This is a genomic window from Candidatus Liberimonas magnetica (assembly GCA_020523885.1).
Taxonomy (GTDB): domain Bacteria; phylum Elusimicrobiota; class Endomicrobiia; order Endomicrobiales; family JAFGIL01; genus Liberimonas; species Liberimonas magnetica.
In genome coordinates this window covers 202,455-219,237 of record JAJAPY010000005.1, presented here as the reverse complement: position 1 = coordinate 219,237, position 16,783 = coordinate 202,455, and the positions used below count along the sequence as shown (strand labels likewise).

Here is a 16,783-nt window from a genome sequence, read left to right as displayed (position 1 = left end):
CAAACCCACTACAAACCATGTCAATTTTGCACTAGCAACTTGAACTTGGTGGGTTAAGAACAAAATCCTGTTGTTTCTTGGTTTTGGTTATTTGAGTTTTGGATTTGTTTAGGGTTTAGAGTTTAGTATTTAGAATTTAAGGAGGTATTATTCTTCTATCTTAAATTTCACGGTCTTTTCAATAATGATCGGGAGTTTATCTATCTGTTCTATGGCTTTATTTAAGTTCCCTTTATTTATCTTATGAGTGACCATCAAAACAGGAACTGCTTTCCTGAGCCTTGGCAGCGGTTCCTTCTGGTATACAGTGGCTATAGAAACATTATACTTGCCTAATATACCTGAGATCTTAGCAAGGACTCCGGGCTTATCGAGCGCATTGAACCTGAGATAGTAACTGGCTATTTTTTCATTTCCCGGAAGTACCGGCATGCTCCTGGACGGGTCGTACGAAACAAAAGGGATCTTGCCTGCAGTGCCGTTAGCTACATGCCTTGAAAGGAATATTATATCCGAGACTACAGCACTTGCAGCCGGGAACTGGCCTGCACCCCTGCCGTACAATATAATATCTCCGGCTGAGTCTGCGCGGATCAACACGGCATTATATTCCCTTTCCACGTTCGAAAACGTATTCTTTCTCGAAACAAGGCACGGCTCTACCGAAAGTTCCAATTTCCCCTTGACTAACCGGGCAAGGCCCAGGAGTTTTACTACGCAGTTAAATTCTTTCTGCACAAAATAAATATCGTCAGCTGAAATATCGGCAATACCGGTTACCTCGATATCCTTCAGCTTGACCCAGCTTGACCAGGCAAGAGAGGAAAGTATGGAGAGTTTATGCGCGGTATCTATCCCGTTTATATCAAAGGACGGGTTTGCTTCCGCAAAACCGGCTGAACGGGCAAGATCGAGCGCTACTTCAAAACTTATGCCGCTTCTTGACATCTCACTTAGTATGTAATTGGACGTACCGTTTAAAATCCCGCTTATCTTTTCTATTTTGTTTGCCGCAAGCCCTTCGTTTATAACCTGAACAACAGGTATGGCTCCTGCAACAGAAGCTTCAAAGTATAGGAGCCTGTTATACCTTCTTGCCGCGCAAAATATTTCGTCCCAGTATTTTGCAAGCACAGCCTTGTTAGCGGTTATTATATTCTTGCCCGCACGCAAAGATTCAAGTATTATCGTTTTGGCGGGTTCATACCCGCCGATAAGTTCCACGATGATATCTATATCCGGGTTATTGACCAGCTCTTTATAATTTTTTGTACAATAAACCCTGCTTTTTAAAGGAACTTCCCTTAAGTCACAGATACCGCTTATCTCGATATTGGCCCCGGCTCTTTGCTCTATCGCTTTTTTATTTTTTTCAAGTATCTTCAATACACCTTGCCCAACGGTCCCGCAGCCTATCAGCCCTAGTTTTACTTTTTCGTTCATTTGGAGTTCCTTCCGCCAGGAGCCAATAGCTCCTTAAGTTAGGGGCGCTAAAAGCGACCTAATTTAAATGCAAAATGAAAATTGCAAAGTGCAAAATTGTTGTATCCCGCCAAGTCGGGATTATTTTTAATAAGTCCGCCACAACGGACACCTTAATTTTACATTTTTCATTTTGCATTTTGAATTTCCTAAATATTTACCTGCTGTTAGTGAATTTTTTTAGCCGTAAAAGTACGTCATGCAGCCGGTTGTCTGGAGTAACTAAGGCCATCCTGAGATAACCTTCTCCGTAATCTCCAAAACCTGTGCCCGGCGACAGAGCAACCCCGGTTTCCTTTAGCAAGGCTTCAGCTACAGCCATAGACCCCATAGCCTTGAACTTTTCATGCAGTTTTATCCAAAGATACATGGTCCCTTTAGGGGTATCGGTTTCCCACCCAAGTTCGTTTAGCCCGTCAACTATTTTATCTCTTCTTCTTTTATATATCTGGCACTGTTCTTTAACACAATCCTGCGAAGACTCTAATGCCGCACATGCAGCAAGCTGTATAAATGTCGGCACACCGTAATCAAGGAAAGATTTGAATTTTTCTAAGGGTGCAAGAAGTTCTTTCGAGCCGCAAGCCCAGCCTACCCGCCAGCCGGCCATATTAAATGTCTTTGAAAATGAATGAAATTCCAGAGTGATGTCTTTTGCGCCGTCTATCTCAAAAATCGAAGGGGCGACATAATCATCGAAGGTTACTTCAGAATAGGCATTGTCATAGACAAGAAGAATCTCATATTTCTTTGCAAAATCAACTACTTCCTTTAAAAATCCCCTGTCTTCTATGACTGCGGCTGTCGGATTATTCGGATAATTTAAGAACATTATTTTAGCTTTTTTTGCAACATTTTCAGGAACTGACTTTAAGTCAGGCAGGTACTTATTTTTTTCTAATAACGGCATATAATGGATTTTGCCATTTGCTAAAACTACACCGTTAAAATGAACAGGGTAACTCGGATTGCATACGAGTACTACATCATCCGGATTAAGGTATGCCATACAAAGATGGGCAACGCCTTCTTTTGAACCTATTAAAGCGACAACCTCTGTTTCCGGGTCAAGGCAAACCCCGAATCTCTTTTGCATCCATATAGAAATTGCTTTTCTATATCTTGGCATACCCTTTGCCTGAGGATACCTGTGAGTGTGCGAATGATTAAGCACTGTATCGCAAAGCCTCTCCACCACATGTTTAGGGGTAGGCAGGTCAGGATTGCCCATAGCCAGGTCGATTACATCCAGCTTTTTTGCATAGGCCTCGGCTTTTAATGCATTTATCTTGGAAAACAGGTAAGGAGGCAATGCGTTCAATTTATCGGATGGCACGATTTTTTTAAAGGTATTTGTCATTATTTATCCTTAAAAACATATTAATAATTAAATTAATTTTTGGGTTTTAAACGGCTGTCTTAGAAGTTATATCAGCCTTTCTTTCGATAAATTCAGGGAGTTTGACAGAATATTTTCTTAAAAGGTAAGCTATTGATATACACGCTATCCCATAAGTTATTTCAAAACCAGACCAGGTCAGCCACTGCTGCTCGGATATAAACTCCCATTTTGTTTGTGAATAGAAATTAGATTCCGGCTCTCCAAAAAAAACATCCCAGAAACCTTTAACAGTTACAAATATTCCCCATATATTGAATATCCAGCTGGCGCAAATTACCAAGCCTTTAATCTTTAACTTTTCCATAAAAAATCATTAAAAACTAAATTTAAACAAAAAATCTTATTGAATTAGCTTTCTTAAAGTCGTTGTCGGTTTAAAAGAAACTTTCTTTCCTTCAGGAACAGGTATTATCTCGCCTGTCTTTGGATTTCTGCCTTGACGGGCTTTGCGGGGTTTTGAGCGGAACGAACCAAGCCCGGAAAATGACACGACTTCTCCATTTTTTAATGCTGTCTGGACGACTTTAACAAGCGCCTTTACTGCTCTGTTAGCATCGCCTTGAGTTAAACCCGCAACATCAGCTACCTGTTTTACTACATCTGGTTTTTTCATCTTTTTCTACCTCCTTACAATTGCCCAAAAACAGCTTTGGCAATATCGATACATTTTTTCCATAAAGTGGTTTATTTTTCAAAGCCTATTACATTTAATTTATAATATAAAATGAAAGAAAAGTCAAGGGATAAATTATAAAATATTTTTTTAAATATATCAGTAAAATCAATTGGAATTAATGTTTTATCCCATTTTTTTGATTTTTTAGGCAATAAAAAAGACGTTCATACAAAATATATTGTGTTATGAACGTCTTTAAAAATATCTGAAATTATAAAAATTATCTCTTTGAGAACTGGAATCTCTTTCTTGCTTTAGGCCTGCCGGGTTTTTTACGTTCAACCATCCTTGGATCGCGTGTTAACAGCCCTTCTTTTTTCAAATTCGCTTTTAATTTTGGGTCTAACTTTATCAATACCCTTGTAAGAGCATGGCTGATAGCTCCTGCCTGTCCTGTATAACCTCCGCCTGTCACAGTTATACTGAAATTATATGAATTCGCAGAGGGCGACATCTCTATCGGTTTAAGGGCGTTCTTTTTGGTTTTGCTCAAGCCTCCAAAATATTCATCCAGTGTCCTATTATTAACCATGATCTTTCCCTGGCCGGATGTAACTTTAACCCTTGCAATAGATGTTTTTCTTCTCCCCGTAGCCATAACTGTTTGAATATCTGTATTATTTTGACTCATACTTTCTCCCTATTCCTTATTTTTTGCAAATTTGTCCGCAAAATCGTGTTCATTTCCCTTGAATATTCTAAGCCTTTTTATCTGAACACCTGCCAGCCTGTTTTTTGGAAGCATGCCTTTGGCTGCAAGCCAAAGGCCTTTTTCTGGTTTTTCTGCCATCAGTTTTGAATACACCGTATACTTATCGCCTCCCGGATAACCCGAATGGTGATAGTCTATTTTTTGTTCCAGTTTTTTGCCGGTCAATACGATCTGGCTTACATTGGTAACAACGACGTGGTCTCCGCAGTCAAGGTGCGGGGTATAAAAGGGTTTATTTTTCCCTCTTAGCAAATAAACAGCCTGAGTAGCGATCCGTCCAAGAGGTTTACCTTTCGCATCTATCAGATGCCAGCCTCTTTTAATTTCAGAAATTTTCGGTAAATAAGTCTTATTAATCATATGCTATACCTCTTTTTGCGATAATAGGGTGTTATTATAAGAAATTTATCGCTTTAAGTCAAGCTTCAGGGAAAAGCTCAGGGAAAAATCTTTACCCTAAAACCACAGATTAAAATATCTTTTTATAAAGATAAACGTTATAGGTGCAGAAATAATCAGCTTTCGAATGATATATTTTTCTTGATGTAAAGTTTTTAAGCTTATTTGCCCATAGGGTAGAAAACTTGTTTATACTACCGTCTTTTATGATAGAGTCAAGGAAACCGGGGTTTTTCAAGTCTATATCATCCTCACCTGCATTAAATACAATAATATCGGACTTATCCAATATATCCAGCAGATAATGGAAGGTTTTTTCATCCGGAGCTGCTTCATCACCTGTGATATACGTGTAATCCCTTGAGAAATCGTAATCTATTTTAGGGCTATTGCACCATAAGATCGTACGAAGATTAACCGACATATCACTGCCGTCCCCTTTTTTGAGTTCGCTGACTTTGCAGACTGTGTCTTTTTTCAATTTCCTGAAATCATCTATTTCAAGCAGCAAATTACTTCTTAAGGCATCTATCAAACTTCCCTTATACCTTAATTCATTATAAGAGGTTATAATATTATTTGGATAATACCAACCGAATTTTTCATTTTCCGGCTTAAATTCGGCGCTGTTAAGTTTATGGTACTGATACAGCCCGGCTGCTATAAGGAAAAGAATAAATATATTTCTTGCCATGCTGCTTTTCAATCTATCTGCAGAAAAAGAGCTTATTAAAGCAAAGGCCGGCAGCGCAGCCAGCAAGTATCTTTCCGTTTTATTAGGAATAAATATGAGCATTAAATTGGGTATAAGCAGCCAAAGAATCATCATAAACTTAATTCTGTTGTTTTTGTACCGTAAAAAATAATAAAATCCAAGGATCATGACAAGAAAATAAACAGGTGTAAGCTGGCTTTTATATAAACCAACCGTAAAAAACCTTAAATCTATTAAATCATAAAAGTTCATCCCGGTATTTTTAAAGGATCTCCCAATTGTAAATACATTAAGATGATATAAACCCGTAAAATAGTAAGGGTATATTAGCACATAAACTATTATTGAAAATGCAAGAAAATTCATCAAAGGCCGGTATTGGCTTTCCTTGGCCTGCCTGTACGCATGAAACAATCCATAAAAGATAGGCCCTATTATGAAGGCCCCGAAAGATTCTTTTAGCATCATTCCCCAGGCACAGGCCAGTGCAAATAATATAGAGAACTTCGGGTCGCTGTAGTAGCCGGATTTAACAAGAAAATAAATACCCGTCACAACTATTCCCATCGTAGTAAAATCGGGCGAGAATGACCTGTAGCTGGCCCAGGTGTTGGGGTAAAACGATACTATTGTTGCGGAAATCACCCCTGCGGCCCTGCCGTTCAGCTCTTTTCCAAGGAGGTATGTGAAAAATATTAAGATAAAAAGATAAAAACTATTGGTGATAAAATTAGAAACCAGCCAGCTTTTCCCGAACAATTTCATTACCAGCGCCATATTTAAATAATAAAGAGGCGCATAAACTGAATGGAATAACCCTCCTTTATCATTAAAGTCCGTTAAGAAAGTGTGGGCATTTATAAGATATTCTTCATGCCAGGACATTTCTGATTCATTGATAACCCCTGCTGCTGAAATGTAATTGGCAATATTAAATATCCCTAGTGTACTTAATATTAATATGACATAAAAAGTTTTCATGCCGTTTGAAATGCTCCTTTCCTAAAAACAACGATCAATTTATTACCCGTGTACTGCTACGTTCATTTTACAATTACATAATCCAGCCTATTATTTTTCAGTCTTTCATGTTCTTTTAAGTCAGCTCCTAATTCTTTAATAATAGCATCGGGCAGGTCTAATTCACAGAGGGTATATCTAAGCCATGAAGTGAACCAATTATTTGTTTGTATCATATTATTGTTTGTAGTAAAAAATACTGTCCTGTTTTTTGTCAAAAACTCCCCTTTTTCTAACCAGTATATGACTCCTTTTAAATCCCTGCTTACCGCAGCGATCATAAGCCGGGACAGTTCTATATCTGTTTTTTTCTCGCCGGACGGGTTTAATTCATAATTTTTTATTGCTTGTTCAAGATAATATCTTGCCCTTTCTATGCTTTCTTTCCTATAAATGTCTCCGCTCGTCTCGGCCAGAAGCCATTTTAAATTATGAGTATATACATAGAATATATCGTCATCAGTAAAGTTAAAATGCTCCGTTACTTCTTTTTCTGAAAGGTCTGTTCTTTCAGGCTTATTCCCGTAAATATCCCCGAGTTCCCGGGCAAAACCTTTTGCAAGCAGTATATAACCTTTAAGATTTGGGTGGTGGGCATCTCCACAAAGGTTGTAACCTATCAAGCCATTTTTTGAGTTTTCTTCAAAAATCGACAAAGCGTCTACGAAACCCGCCTTATACTCGATACCGGCCATTTTTATGATCTCATTTTGTTTACTGGTAGGTTTTTGCAGCCTTACACTTCCGGTATCCGCAGCCAGATAATAATTGTTCCTGGCAATTGCATAATCCCCTTTTGCCTCATAAATCTTCCCGAGAAAATAGTATACAGGCGATAAAACTGTTTTATGGTTGAGGTTTATCAGCTGTTCGTAAACGTTCTGTGCTTTGTCTAAATCGCCTTTAAGAACATACTCCTCCGCTTTATTAAACAGTGCCCTGTTATCCTTTGATTCAAATATTTGATTATTTTTCGGAGCAAACTCTGTAAAATTGCCTATTAAATTTGATATAACGATTTTTAAACCATAACTTTGAGCAAGTTTTATTACTCTTTCTAAATTATATTCATAACTATATATCGATTTTTTATGCTTAATAAATGCAAACTTGGAATATACCAGGGATTTATAAAGTGTCCTAAAACAAAAACCAGCCTTATCTAGCCCTTTACCCACAGTTGATATATCGTTGATGCCTGCATATACAAATACTACACCGGTTAACTTGGGTTTAACACTAAGTTCCTTAAACAATTTCCAATATTGTTCCTCGAAACTTGAACCGCGTCTGGCAAAATTAATAATTCTTATTTCTTTATTATTGATCTTTCCGTTAAACATATATTTAACTATTTCTGGAAAAGATATTTTCGGGCCGTATGGCTGCCCAAAAGCTGTGGATTCACCTACCGTATAAATACAAATATTTTTATTCATTTCACCGGCATGGATCTTTGAGTTTATTTTCCAAAATAGAGGCAGGAAATAACAAAAAAAGACCTCAATGCCTATAAGCACGGCAAAAAGGCAAAAGAATAGCAATAAAACAGCTCTAATAAATCTCACAAGTTAATCCCTGGGAACCTGTATATGGGTGTATTCTTGCGTGTAAATTGTGGGTTGGCGTAAAAATCAGGTCACTCTTCTTCCAGGACGTCCCCTAAAGTAGGGCGTGATTCTTTATTCGTATATTTTTTTAGAAGTTCTTTTTCTCTTTCGCGCTCTAATTTCTTTGTTGAAATATCTATTTTTCTTTCTTTAAGGTCGCTTTTGACTATTTTTGCTTCTATCTCCTGGCCGACTTTCAGGAAATCTGAAATGTTCGCACGTTTTGCGCTTTCCATTTTTTTAGGTATTATCTCGCTGGCGCGCAGCAGTGCGTCTATCCCAGGTTCAAGCTCAATAAAAGCGCCGAAATCCGTTATTCGCTTAACTTTCCCGGTCACTACCTTGCCCGTTGAATATTTTTCAAACGGGTTTCCTTCCAAATGCCTTAATGAAAGCGATATCTTTTCTTCTATGGGGTTAATATCCAACACTACTGATTCTATTTCCTGCCCGGTTTTCAAGACATCCTTTGGATGGTTGACCTTTTTTGTCCACGACATTTCCCCGATATGAATAAGCCCTTCCATGCCGTCTGCAATCTTGACAAAAGCACCGAAAGGAGTAATGTTCGTAACCGTCCCTTTTACTTTTGTGCCTTTCGGGAACTTTGTCTTAGCCTCTTCCCACGGATTTGATTTTAATTTTTTTACGGACAGGGACAGTTTCTCGCTAACGGTATCAATATCTATGACTTTAACATCTAATTCCTGTCCGGCTTTGAATTTTTTTAACACATCGCTTTTCTGCTCTGACCACGATATCTCTGAAACATGGAGTAACCCTTCAAGGCCGGGTTCTATTTCGATAAAAACCCCGAACTCCGTTATGGAAATAACTTTTCCTTTGACAATACTGCCTTTAGGGTATTTTTCGCCTGCTTTTTCCCAGGGCGTTGGAATGAGCTGTTTCATTCCTAAAGAGACTCTCCCTCCTTCTATCTTAAGGACCTTGACTTTTATGCTCTGCCTGACTGAAAGCTTGTCCCCTACTTTGTTTAACCTGTGCCAGGCTATATCCCCGATATGCAGCAGCCCTTCCATGCCTCCTATGTCGACAAATGCGCCGAAATCAGTTATCCGTGTCACAACACCATCAATGACCTGGTTTTCATAAATATTTTCAAGCACTCTCTTCTTGCTTTCATTCTGCTCAAGTTCAAGAAGCTTTCTTCTCGATAATACCAGGTTATTTTTGTCTTTGTCCATATCCGTGATCAAGAACTTCATTTTTATACCCAGATAAGCGTTAAAATCTTTTACTCTGTAAATTTCGAGCTGAGAAAACGGCAGGAATGCATCGATCCCGGTATCCACGATAAACCCACCCTTGATCTTTCTTACGATAACCCCCTCTATCGGAGAGGAACTTGCAAACGAGGCCTTTATCTTTTCCCAGGCATAGATTTCCCTGGCCTGTTTATAAGAGACTACGGGGGAGCCTTCCCTTGAATGAAGGCGGACTATATATACGGGGATCTCCATGCCCACATTTATTTCATCGTATTTTTCCTGAGACCCGAACTCGCTTTTGCTGATCGGGGCTTCTGATTTTACACCCAGGTCCACCAGTACTCCTTCTGCATTTTTCCCGACAATCTTTACCTTTACTATCTTCCCCTCCTCGATAATTATCTGGTCCCCCATGAGTTCTTCCATCTTAACATCTTCTTCTTTCTTTTCTTTTTGCTCTTTGGCCCCTTCTAATGCGCCGGGTGCTGCAATATTTAAATTATTTTCTTTGCCTTGCGCTTCCTTTGTCTCGTCCATTTTTTTAGTTCTCCTTTATGTATTTTATCGTGCTCTCGACATCTTTTATGACCCAGTCAGGGGTTGACGCTCCCGCTGTCAGCCCGACTTTTTCTACACCTTTAAACCACTCAGGGTTTATTTCTTTTGCAACCTCAATATAGTATGCTTTCGTATAATCCCGGCATATTTCATATAAACGCCTTGTGTTTGCCGAATTCTTTCCCCCGACTACTATCATTAGATCCGCGCCTTTTGCTATATTCTTTGCTTCGGACTGCCTGTCAATAGTGGCCCGGCAGATAGTATTGAATATCTTTGCGTCCGGCCTTTTGTTCCTTAACACAGAAATGATGCTATCGAAATTCTTTTTACTCTGTGTTGTCTGGCTCACCACCCCTATTTTTTTTGCCAGTTTAATTTTATTTATGTCCTCTTTTTTTTCAACAACCTTGCATTTGCCCAGCCCGTAAGAAACAAGCGCCACTACTTCTGGGTGTATCTTATCTCCGACTATTATGACTTGATAACCTTCCTGTGTCAGCTTTCTGACCATGTCCTGTGCGTGTTTTACAAAAGGGCATGCCGCATCTACAAGGTTTAATCTTTTTAATTCGAGTTTTTTCTTAAAAGTCAGCGGTATCCCATGAGTCCTCAATATCAGGGTCTCGTTTTTAAGCTTCCAGGGGCTTTTTATGGGTTTAATGCCATTTTTTGAAAGGCGGTTAACCTCCTGAGGGTTATGGATCAAGGGCCCGAGCGTATATACTTTTTTTCTGTTTCTGGCTGTTTTTTGGGCCAGTTCTATGGCCCTTTTAACCCCAAAACACACCCCTGCTGTTTTAGCCGTCTTTATCTTTCTGCCCGGTTTCTCGGTTTTTAATTTTTTCATTTTAATTCAACTTCTTTATTTCTTCCAGAACCGTTTCTGAGAGTTCTTGATATGATTCCTTTGTATATTCTTTCAGAGGATAGACGGGTTTACCAAAAATTATTTTTAACGGTAATAATTTCCTCATATTGTTCGAATTAATTATCCTGACAGGGATTACCGGAGACTGGGTCAGGCATGAAAGCATCCCAAGACCGGGCCTTGCCCTGCCGAAATTACCGTCTTTTGAGCGCGTCCCTTCCGGAAATACAAGTACCGCCTTATCTTCATTTAAAAGCTTCTGCGCCATTCTGAACGCGCCTATATCACTTTTACCCCTCTTAACAGGAAAAGCATGGGTCCTTCTTATTACAAAACCCAAAATAGGCATTTTAAACAGTTCTTCTTTTGCCATGAAATATAGGGGCCTTTCCATAGCAGACCCGGTCATAGGCGGATCAAAGTAACTGACATGATTAGGGGCAACTATTATTTTCCCTTCTTTCGGGAGGTTTTCTAACCCGTAAATTTTCCATCGCCACACTATTTTAAACAAAAGCCTGAACATCCCTCTGCCAAGATAATAAAGCCACGAAGATTTAACCATGTTTGTTAATATATTCAACTACGATATCTGCCGATTCCTCTATAGACATCCCTGTGGAATCTATATAAATAGCATCCGGGCTTTTTACGAGCGGGTCGGCTTTTCTGTTCTTATCCCTATCGTCTCTTTCGGCTATTTCTTTTTCTATAACACCTAAAGAAACTTCTTGCCCTTTTGCTCTTAGTTCACGGTAACGCCTCATTGCTCTTTCTTCGACTGTAGCATCCATATAAAACTTGAATTCCGCATTTGGAAAAACAACCGTTCCTATATCCCGGCCCTCCATGACAATGCCGCCGTCTTTTCCTATCCGCCTCTGTTTTTGCTGTAATATCTTTCTTATCTCAGGAATTGATGAGACCTTGCTAGCCCCTTGAGAAACCTCTTGTGTCCTTATCTCTTCTGTTACATCTCCGTCATCCATAAAAATATCAAGTAGTGAGCCTTTTTTATCTGAAGTTTTTAAAGTTATATCCGTTCCTTCTGCCATTTTGATTAATTTATCATTTTCATAAAAACTTAAATTCATCCTGATCGCTTTTAAGGCTATGGCCCTGTACATAGCTCCGGTATCTATGTAAAGATACCCCAGCTTTTGTGCGACAAGCTTTGAAACAGTGGACTTCCCCGCCCCAGCGGGCCCGTCAATTGCGACAATATATCTTTTCATTCTATCTCTGCTCCGATACCGTTAAGCTTTAACTTAAAATCAGGAAAAGAAATGCTTACGCAATCCGTATTTTTTATGGTTGTCTCACCTTCTGCTAAAAGCCCGGCTACGGCAAGCATCATAGCTATCCTGTGGTCATCGTGGCTGTCAACTTCGCACCCTTTAAGCTTTACAGGCCCTGTTATTATAAGCCCATCCTTTGTTTCTTCTATCGCAGCTCCCATTTTATTTAATTCTGCCGCAACGGCTTTTAACCTGTCGCTTTCTTTAAACCTTAATTCTTCGGCCCCTGAGATTATAGTCGCGCCTTTTGCCTGGGTCGCAGCCAAAGCTACAACAGGTATTTCATCAATTAAACGCGGTATCATTTCGCCGTTGATATCGCAGGCTGTAAGCTGTGACGTCCCAACCTCGATATCCGCGACAGGGTCAAATGAATCCCATGAACCTTTGTTGTTATTGATAATTTTAAGTTCGGCGTTCATATTTCTCAATATATCAATTATTCCGTCTCTTGTAGGATTGATGCCTACATTTGAAAGTTTTATTTTTGTTTTTGGCAAAAGTGCGCCCGCTGCAAGAAAAAACGCGGCTGCAGAAATATCACCTGGAACATCTATTGTAAATCCCGGCGGAATTCTAACCGGGCCTATAACGGACGATGAAGTCGCTGTTTCTTTCACCTCTACACCCACAAACTTTAGCATTCTTTCAGTATGGTCTCTTGATTTAACAGGTTCAATAAAAGTTGTTTTTCCTTTTGCCTGCATACCGGCAAAAAGCACGCAGGATTTGACCTGTGCGCTTGCAATACTGCTCCTGTAAGTTATAGGTTTTAAATCCGGTGTCCCGGCAATCTTTAACGGCAGGTAATTATCTTCTCTTGCGCTTATTTTGGCACCCATCAGTCTTAAGGGTTCAATCACCCTTTTCATCGGCCTTTTTGAAAGGCTGGCGTCCCCGGTTATTTCAGTTTCAAAATCCTGCCCCGCTAAAATACCGCAAAGAAGCCTTGTGGTTGTGCCCGAATTCCCGGCATCAATAGCTTTTTGAGGTGGTTTTAATTTCCCGGAACCTGTAATACTTAAAGATCTTTTATTATCCATAATTATTTCTTTGATGTCCACTCCCATAGACCTAAAAGCATTTATAGTACTCATGCAGTCATCCGCGGGCAGATAATTCTTTACAGTATAGCTGCCTTCTACAAACGCAGAAAGCATCACTGCTCTGTGAGTAATTGATTTATCAGCTGGAACGGATATTTCTTTGATCCCATTTTGGCGGGGCTTGTATTTCTTAACGATCCAATCCATAATTAAGAACCTTAATTTGATTACACAGATTTGTAAATCTTATATATTTAAAAGTTTTTGGCGGGCTAATTTAGCCTCTAAGAATGTCTTTTCAGTTCTTTTGCATGAGTTTAAGCTGCTTTTTATTTTTAAAAGTAATTTAACTAGATCAGCTATTGAGATGTTAAGTTCTTTCTTGTTTTGTTTGCAAATACATGCCCAATCCCTAGGGTTTGAATTTGCTATCCTTGTCAGGTCTTTAAAAGACCCTGCTAAAAATTTTGAGGTTTTCCTGTCTTTTTTATTCAATTTCTTTGCCATCAGACAAAGAGAGAACGCTATCACATGAGGCAGATGGCTTATTAAAGACACTATCCTATCGTGCATAAAAGGGTCGGTTATAATGACATTCGCTCCTGCAGCTTTCCATATTTTACCAATCTTGTTGACCGCGATTTTCTTAGTTGAAGCATCTTTAACCAGGACGACCGTTGCCCCGTTATAAATTTTTTTATCAGCAAACTGTACCCCGGTTTTTTCTGAACCTGCCATCGGGTGGGCCCCGACAAACGGGATAGAACGTTTATATTTTTTTCTGGCTTCAGATAAGACCTTGTTGACCTCTTTAATAACCGGCCCTTTAACGCTTCCCACATCAGAGATGATTGCGCTTTCTTTAAGGTAGGGGATTATCTTTTTAACCGTTTGCGCTATCAGATCGACTGGAGTTGAGACTATCACTATATCCGCACGTTTCAAGCCTTCCTGCCAGTCAAGAGTATAATTGTCAACAGCTCCCAGCTTTTTTGCAAGCCTTAACCTGTCGAGCCTTCTTCCGATGCCGGTTATCTTATAAGCCGGTTTTTCGCGGCTTTTTAAAGCCATTCCCAAAGAACCGCCTATCAAACCTACACCTATAATGGCTATTTTCTTCATCGTTTCATATCCTTCTGCCAAGCGCGCTGGCCAACGGTCTTAACTCCTGCATTAACCTGTCAAATTGGTCAAGGAGCAAACTCTGAGCGCCGTCGGAAAGGGCATCTTCGGGCTTGGGGTGCACCTCAATAATAAGCCCATCAGCGCCTGCAGCAATCGATGCTTTAGCCATGGTGCCGACATGTTCCCTTATCCCGACTCCATGAGACGGGTCTACTATAACAGGCAAATGTGACAGTTTTTTTATCACGGGGACTGCATTTAAGTCCAAGGTATTTCTTGTTGCATCTTCAAAGGTCCGGATACCTCTTTCGCACAGCATAACTTTATAATTCCCGTTTGACATGATATATTCGGCTGAAAGGAGCCACTCTTTTATAGTGGTGGACATCCCTCTTTTGAGCATTACAGGCTTTTTTTGTTTTCCAACTTCTTTGAGCAAGTCATAATTCTGGACATTCCTTGCTCCGATCTGTATTATATCGGCATATTTACCCACAAGCTTTACTTGCTCTGAAGACATAGCTTCGGTGATCACTAAAAGCCCTTCCTTGTCCGCTGCAAACCTTAAATACTTAAGACCCTCTTCGCCAAGGCCCTGAAAAGCATACGGAGAACTCCTCGGCTTAAAAGCACCGCCTCTTAATATCTTCGCGCCTGATCTCTTTATCGCTTTTGCTATCTCTAAAATTACCTTTTTATTTTCTACCGCGCAGGGCCCTGCCATGACCACGATCTCATTCCCGCCTATCTTTACGCCTCCGATATCTATTACAGTATTTTCTTGTTTAAATTCCCTGCTTGCAAGTTTGTACGGTTTTTCTATTTCGCTTATATGATCAACCGCATCCATAGCTTCAAAAACTTCGCTGTAGCGTTCCGCCCTTTCTCCTATCATGCCGATGATAGTTATATCAGCGCCTATGGATACATGTGGTTTATATCCCAGCTGTTTAATTTTCCTTGTAACTTTTTCTCTTTCATTTTTAGACGTTCCCGGCTTAAGCGTAATAATCATGTTTTATATCCTTTTATCCGAGAATAAACCGTGCCCGTTCATGCCTTAACATTTCAAAAGGCGTCATAAACTTTATCTTAAGCCCTATACAGACATCCGGGATTTTAATTTTTTTTATAGAAGGAGAAGGCTTTTCCTGGGTAACAACAACATTTTGATGCGATAAAGCGTGTGAAACAAGATAATAATCTGGATCCTGAAGAAATAAATTCACTGCCGCGGGGTCATATCTTTGCCCGGCTGACCATTCACCAACTGTCCTTAACGCAGGCAGCATGGCGCCATCAGGTTTTAAAAAGAAATCGGGTCCCCGTTTTGATGCCCATTCAGCAAGTTCATCATTTCCTGCCTCCAGCTCGTCGCCTACTTTTTCAACGCTAAAAACCTCATAATGCAGGTTTTTTGCTTGTATGAAAACATTTGCGTCAAGCAAATATGACATTATATTACCCCCAGCTTAACGCCAAAATCATGAAAAGTAGCCTGTTTTGAAAAGCCAAGCAAACGAAAAGCATCGCGGTATAACGTTTGCCCTTCAAGAGTGCTTGCAACAAGCGCACAGGCAAAACGTTTGCTTACACGGGCAGCCTGAGAAAGATAAAAATCTCCGCCTTTACTTCTCGGAATATCCTGCAGCCGCTCGAGTTCTTTATTATATTCACTCCAAAACCGCTGTTTTGAAACACCGCCTGAATCATAAATCCTGCGCAATATGACAAGAGTGCTGACTTTAAACTGCCTTGCTAAACGGTTCATTTCGATTACCAGCTCATTATCTTTTTTATACTCTTTTTCAAAAACTGCCATCGGCACTAAAAGTTCCGCTGCGACTTTGTTACACCAGTTTTCAACATCATTTTCCGGTATATGCGTTATTTGTGCGTCAGAAACAGCTGTCTGTCCCAGCCATACATGCGCCAGTTCGTGCGCAAGGGTAAACATTTGCCTGGCTTTCATATCACTGCCATTAATAAACACAAGCGGGGCAATGTCATCTGCTATTGCAAAACCGCCGAATTCATAGGGATCAAGATGCCTGTGATTATTGTTAAGTACTACACTGCTGCACATTACAAGAACTCCGGCATTGTCAGCATGTTCAATAAAATTACGCAAGGCTTCGGTCCATGTATGCATTTTGCGGCGTTCTTCCAAATCAAAACCCAGCGTATGGCGTATTTTCGCAGCGGTTTTTTCTATACCATCATTTATACTAGCACTTCCTGCAAATGTAAGAGATTCTTCTTTTGAGGACCGTGCAAAATCCCGGTACCAATCCTGCCTTTGCTGACAGATATATATAATATCAAGCAGGTTAGGGCTGGGGCTTTTATTTTGCCCAATACTCGCTGAACGGAAGTCAGGAATTGGCATTCGCTCAATAGGCGGTTCGCTAAGAAAAAAATAGCCAAATGGGGTATAAGTAGCTTTTGCAAAACTTTCAATTTGTTTAAGAGTAGGCTGGCTCTTACCGCTTTCCCATGCAGAAATTTTTGGGAAACGTTTTAAAAGTTTATCCGGAGACAATCCAGAACGTTCTATGGCCCAACGCATCAATTTTGATTTAATTACAACCTGCATGATTTTTCTCCATCATTTCCTACATTTTTTATATGCCTTTTTTG

The 16,783-nt window shown here is 39.8% G+C and carries 17 protein-coding genes; all 17 read right to left on the bottom strand.

The window, feature by feature from the left end; translation table 11 throughout:
- Nucleotides 1–147: 147 nt before the first annotated feature.
- A complete protein-coding gene (locus LHV68_05965) occupies nucleotides 148–1,443 on the bottom strand; it encodes a homoserine dehydrogenase (GenBank protein MCB4791416.1) in 1,296 nt (431 codons plus the stop codon).
- A gap of 196 nt (nucleotides 1,444–1,639) precedes the next feature.
- A complete protein-coding gene (locus LHV68_05960; GenBank protein MCB4791415.1) occupies nucleotides 1,640–2,842 on the bottom strand; it encodes an LL-diaminopimelate aminotransferase in 1,203 nt (400 codons plus the stop codon).
- A gap of 46 nt (nucleotides 2,843–2,888) precedes the next feature.
- A complete protein-coding gene (locus LHV68_05955; protein MCB4791414.1) occupies nucleotides 2,889–3,188 on the bottom strand; it encodes a hypothetical protein in 300 nt (99 codons plus the stop codon).
- A gap of 36 nt (nucleotides 3,189–3,224) precedes the next feature.
- Nucleotides 3,225–3,497: an HU family DNA-binding protein gene (locus LHV68_05950; protein ID MCB4791413.1), complete on the bottom strand. Its 273-nt coding sequence runs from the start codon at nucleotides 3,495–3,497 to the stop codon at nucleotides 3,225–3,227.
- A gap of 283 nt (nucleotides 3,498–3,780) precedes the next feature.
- On the bottom strand, nucleotides 3,781–4,191 hold the full coding sequence (rpsI, locus tag LHV68_05945; GenBank protein MCB4791412.1) for a 30S ribosomal protein S9: 411 nt from the start codon (nucleotides 4,189–4,191) through the stop codon (nucleotides 3,781–3,783).
- A 9-nt stretch (nucleotides 4,192–4,200) separates the two neighbouring features.
- Entirely contained in the window at nucleotides 4,201–4,632 is a 432-nt protein-coding gene (gene rplM, locus LHV68_05940) for a 50S ribosomal protein L13 (protein MCB4791411.1), read from the bottom strand.
- A 109-nt stretch (nucleotides 4,633–4,741) separates the two neighbouring features.
- Nucleotides 4,742–6,367 (bottom strand): glycosyltransferase family 39 protein, encoded by a 1,626-nt coding sequence (locus LHV68_05935; GenBank protein MCB4791410.1) that lies wholly within the window; start codon nucleotides 6,365–6,367, stop codon nucleotides 4,742–4,744.
- A gap of 62 nt (nucleotides 6,368–6,429) precedes the next feature.
- Entirely contained in the window at nucleotides 6,430–7,974 is a 1,545-nt protein-coding gene (locus tag LHV68_05930; protein MCB4791409.1) for a hypothetical protein, read from the bottom strand.
- Nucleotides 7,975–8,045: 71 nt separating this feature from the next.
- Complete coding sequence (locus LHV68_05925) at nucleotides 8,046–9,782, bottom strand: 30S ribosomal protein S1 (protein MCB4791408.1); 1,737 nt, start codon at nucleotides 9,780–9,782, stop codon at nucleotides 8,046–8,048.
- Nucleotides 9,783–9,786: 4 nt separating this feature from the next.
- Nucleotides 9,787–10,653 (bottom strand): 4-hydroxy-3-methylbut-2-enyl diphosphate reductase, encoded by an 867-nt coding sequence (locus tag LHV68_05920; protein MCB4791407.1) that lies wholly within the window; start codon nucleotides 10,651–10,653, stop codon nucleotides 9,787–9,789.
- Between the two features lies 1 nt (nucleotide 10,654).
- Nucleotides 10,655–11,257, bottom strand: a complete 603-nt coding sequence (locus LHV68_05915) for a 1-acyl-sn-glycerol-3-phosphate acyltransferase (GenBank protein MCB4791406.1) — start codon at nucleotides 11,255–11,257, stop codon at nucleotides 10,655–10,657.
- On the bottom strand, nucleotides 11,232–11,909 hold the full coding sequence (gene cmk / locus LHV68_05910) for a (d)CMP kinase (GenBank protein ID MCB4791405.1): 678 nt from the start codon (nucleotides 11,907–11,909) through the stop codon (nucleotides 11,232–11,234). The genes LHV68_05915 and cmk overlap by 26 nt, the downstream gene beginning before the upstream one ends.
- The gene (gene aroA / locus LHV68_05905; protein ID MCB4791404.1) at nucleotides 11,906–13,225 is read right to left on the bottom strand and encodes a 3-phosphoshikimate 1-carboxyvinyltransferase; all 1,320 of its coding nucleotides are present in this window, start codon (nucleotides 13,223–13,225) and stop codon (nucleotides 11,906–11,908) included. Before aroA ends, cmk begins: the two co-directional genes overlap by 4 nt.
- Nucleotides 13,226–13,264: 39 nt before the next feature.
- Nucleotides 13,265–14,140 carry a prephenate dehydrogenase gene (locus tag LHV68_05900; protein MCB4791403.1) on the bottom strand — a complete coding sequence of 292 codons (876 nt, stop codon included), beginning with the start codon at nucleotides 14,138–14,140 and terminating at the stop codon, nucleotides 13,265–13,267.
- Nucleotides 14,141–14,144: 4 nt separating this feature from the next.
- Nucleotides 14,145–15,158, bottom strand: a complete 1,014-nt coding sequence (aroF, locus tag LHV68_05895) for a 3-deoxy-7-phosphoheptulonate synthase (protein MCB4791402.1) — start codon at nucleotides 15,156–15,158, stop codon at nucleotides 14,145–14,147.
- Between the two features lie 13 nt (nucleotides 15,159–15,171).
- Nucleotides 15,172–15,600 carry a DUF4411 family protein gene (locus LHV68_05890; protein ID MCB4791401.1) on the bottom strand — a complete coding sequence of 143 codons (429 nt, stop codon included), beginning with the start codon at nucleotides 15,598–15,600 and terminating at the stop codon, nucleotides 15,172–15,174.
- On the bottom strand, nucleotides 15,600–16,739 hold the full coding sequence (locus LHV68_05885; protein MCB4791400.1) for an ImmA/IrrE family metallo-endopeptidase: 1,140 nt from the start codon (nucleotides 16,737–16,739) through the stop codon (nucleotides 15,600–15,602). The genes LHV68_05890 and LHV68_05885 overlap by 1 nt, the downstream gene beginning before the upstream one ends.
- Between the last annotated feature and the right edge of the window lie 44 nt (nucleotides 16,740–16,783).

Excerpts from the sequence above, each read along its gene's own strand:
- LHV68_05885 (MCB4791400.1), bottom strand. The coding sequence starts at position 16,739 with ATGCAGGTTGTAATTAAATCAAAATTGATGCGTTGGGCCATAGAACGT.
- LHV68_05935 (MCB4791410.1), bottom strand. The coding sequence starts at position 6,367 with ATGAAAACTTTTTATGTCATATTAATATTAAGTACACTAGGGATATTT.
- rplM (MCB4791411.1), bottom strand. The coding sequence starts at position 4,632 with ATGATTAATAAGACTTATTTACCGAAAATTTCTGAAATTAAAAGAGGC.
- cmk (MCB4791405.1), bottom strand. The coding sequence starts at position 11,909 with ATGAAAAGATATATTGTCGCAATTGACGGGCCCGCTGGGGCGGGGAAG.
- LHV68_05925 (MCB4791408.1), bottom strand. The coding sequence starts at position 9,782 with ATGGACGAGACAAAGGAAGCGCAAGGCAAAGAAAATAATTTAAATATT.
- LHV68_05960 (MCB4791415.1), bottom strand. The coding sequence starts at position 2,842 with ATGACAAATACCTTTAAAAAAATCGTGCCATCCGATAAATTGAACGCA.
- LHV68_05890 (MCB4791401.1), bottom strand. The coding sequence starts at position 15,600 with ATGTCATATTTGCTTGACGCAAATGTTTTCATACAAGCAAAAAACCTG.
- LHV68_05920 (MCB4791407.1), bottom strand. The coding sequence starts at position 10,653 with ATGAAAAAATTAAAAACCGAGAAACCGGGCAGAAAGATAAAGACGGCT.
- aroF (MCB4791402.1), bottom strand. The coding sequence starts at position 15,158 with ATGATTATTACGCTTAAGCCGGGAACGTCTAAAAATGAAAGAGAAAAA.
- LHV68_05950 (MCB4791413.1), bottom strand. The coding sequence starts at position 3,497 with ATGAAAAAACCAGATGTAGTAAAACAGGTAGCTGATGTTGCGGGTTTA.
- LHV68_05955 (MCB4791414.1), bottom strand. The coding sequence starts at position 3,188 with ATGGAAAAGTTAAAGATTAAAGGCTTGGTAATTTGCGCCAGCTGGATA.
- rpsI (MCB4791412.1), bottom strand. The coding sequence starts at position 4,191 with ATGAGTCAAAATAATACAGATATTCAAACAGTTATGGCTACGGGGAGA.
- LHV68_05900 (MCB4791403.1), bottom strand. The coding sequence starts at position 14,140 with ATGAAGAAAATAGCCATTATAGGTGTAGGTTTGATAGGCGGTTCTTTG.
- LHV68_05965 (MCB4791416.1), bottom strand. The coding sequence starts at position 1,443 with ATGAACGAAAAAGTAAAACTAGGGCTGATAGGCTGCGGGACCGTTGGG.
- aroA (MCB4791404.1), bottom strand. The coding sequence starts at position 13,225 with ATGGATTGGATCGTTAAGAAATACAAGCCCCGCCAAAATGGGATCAAA.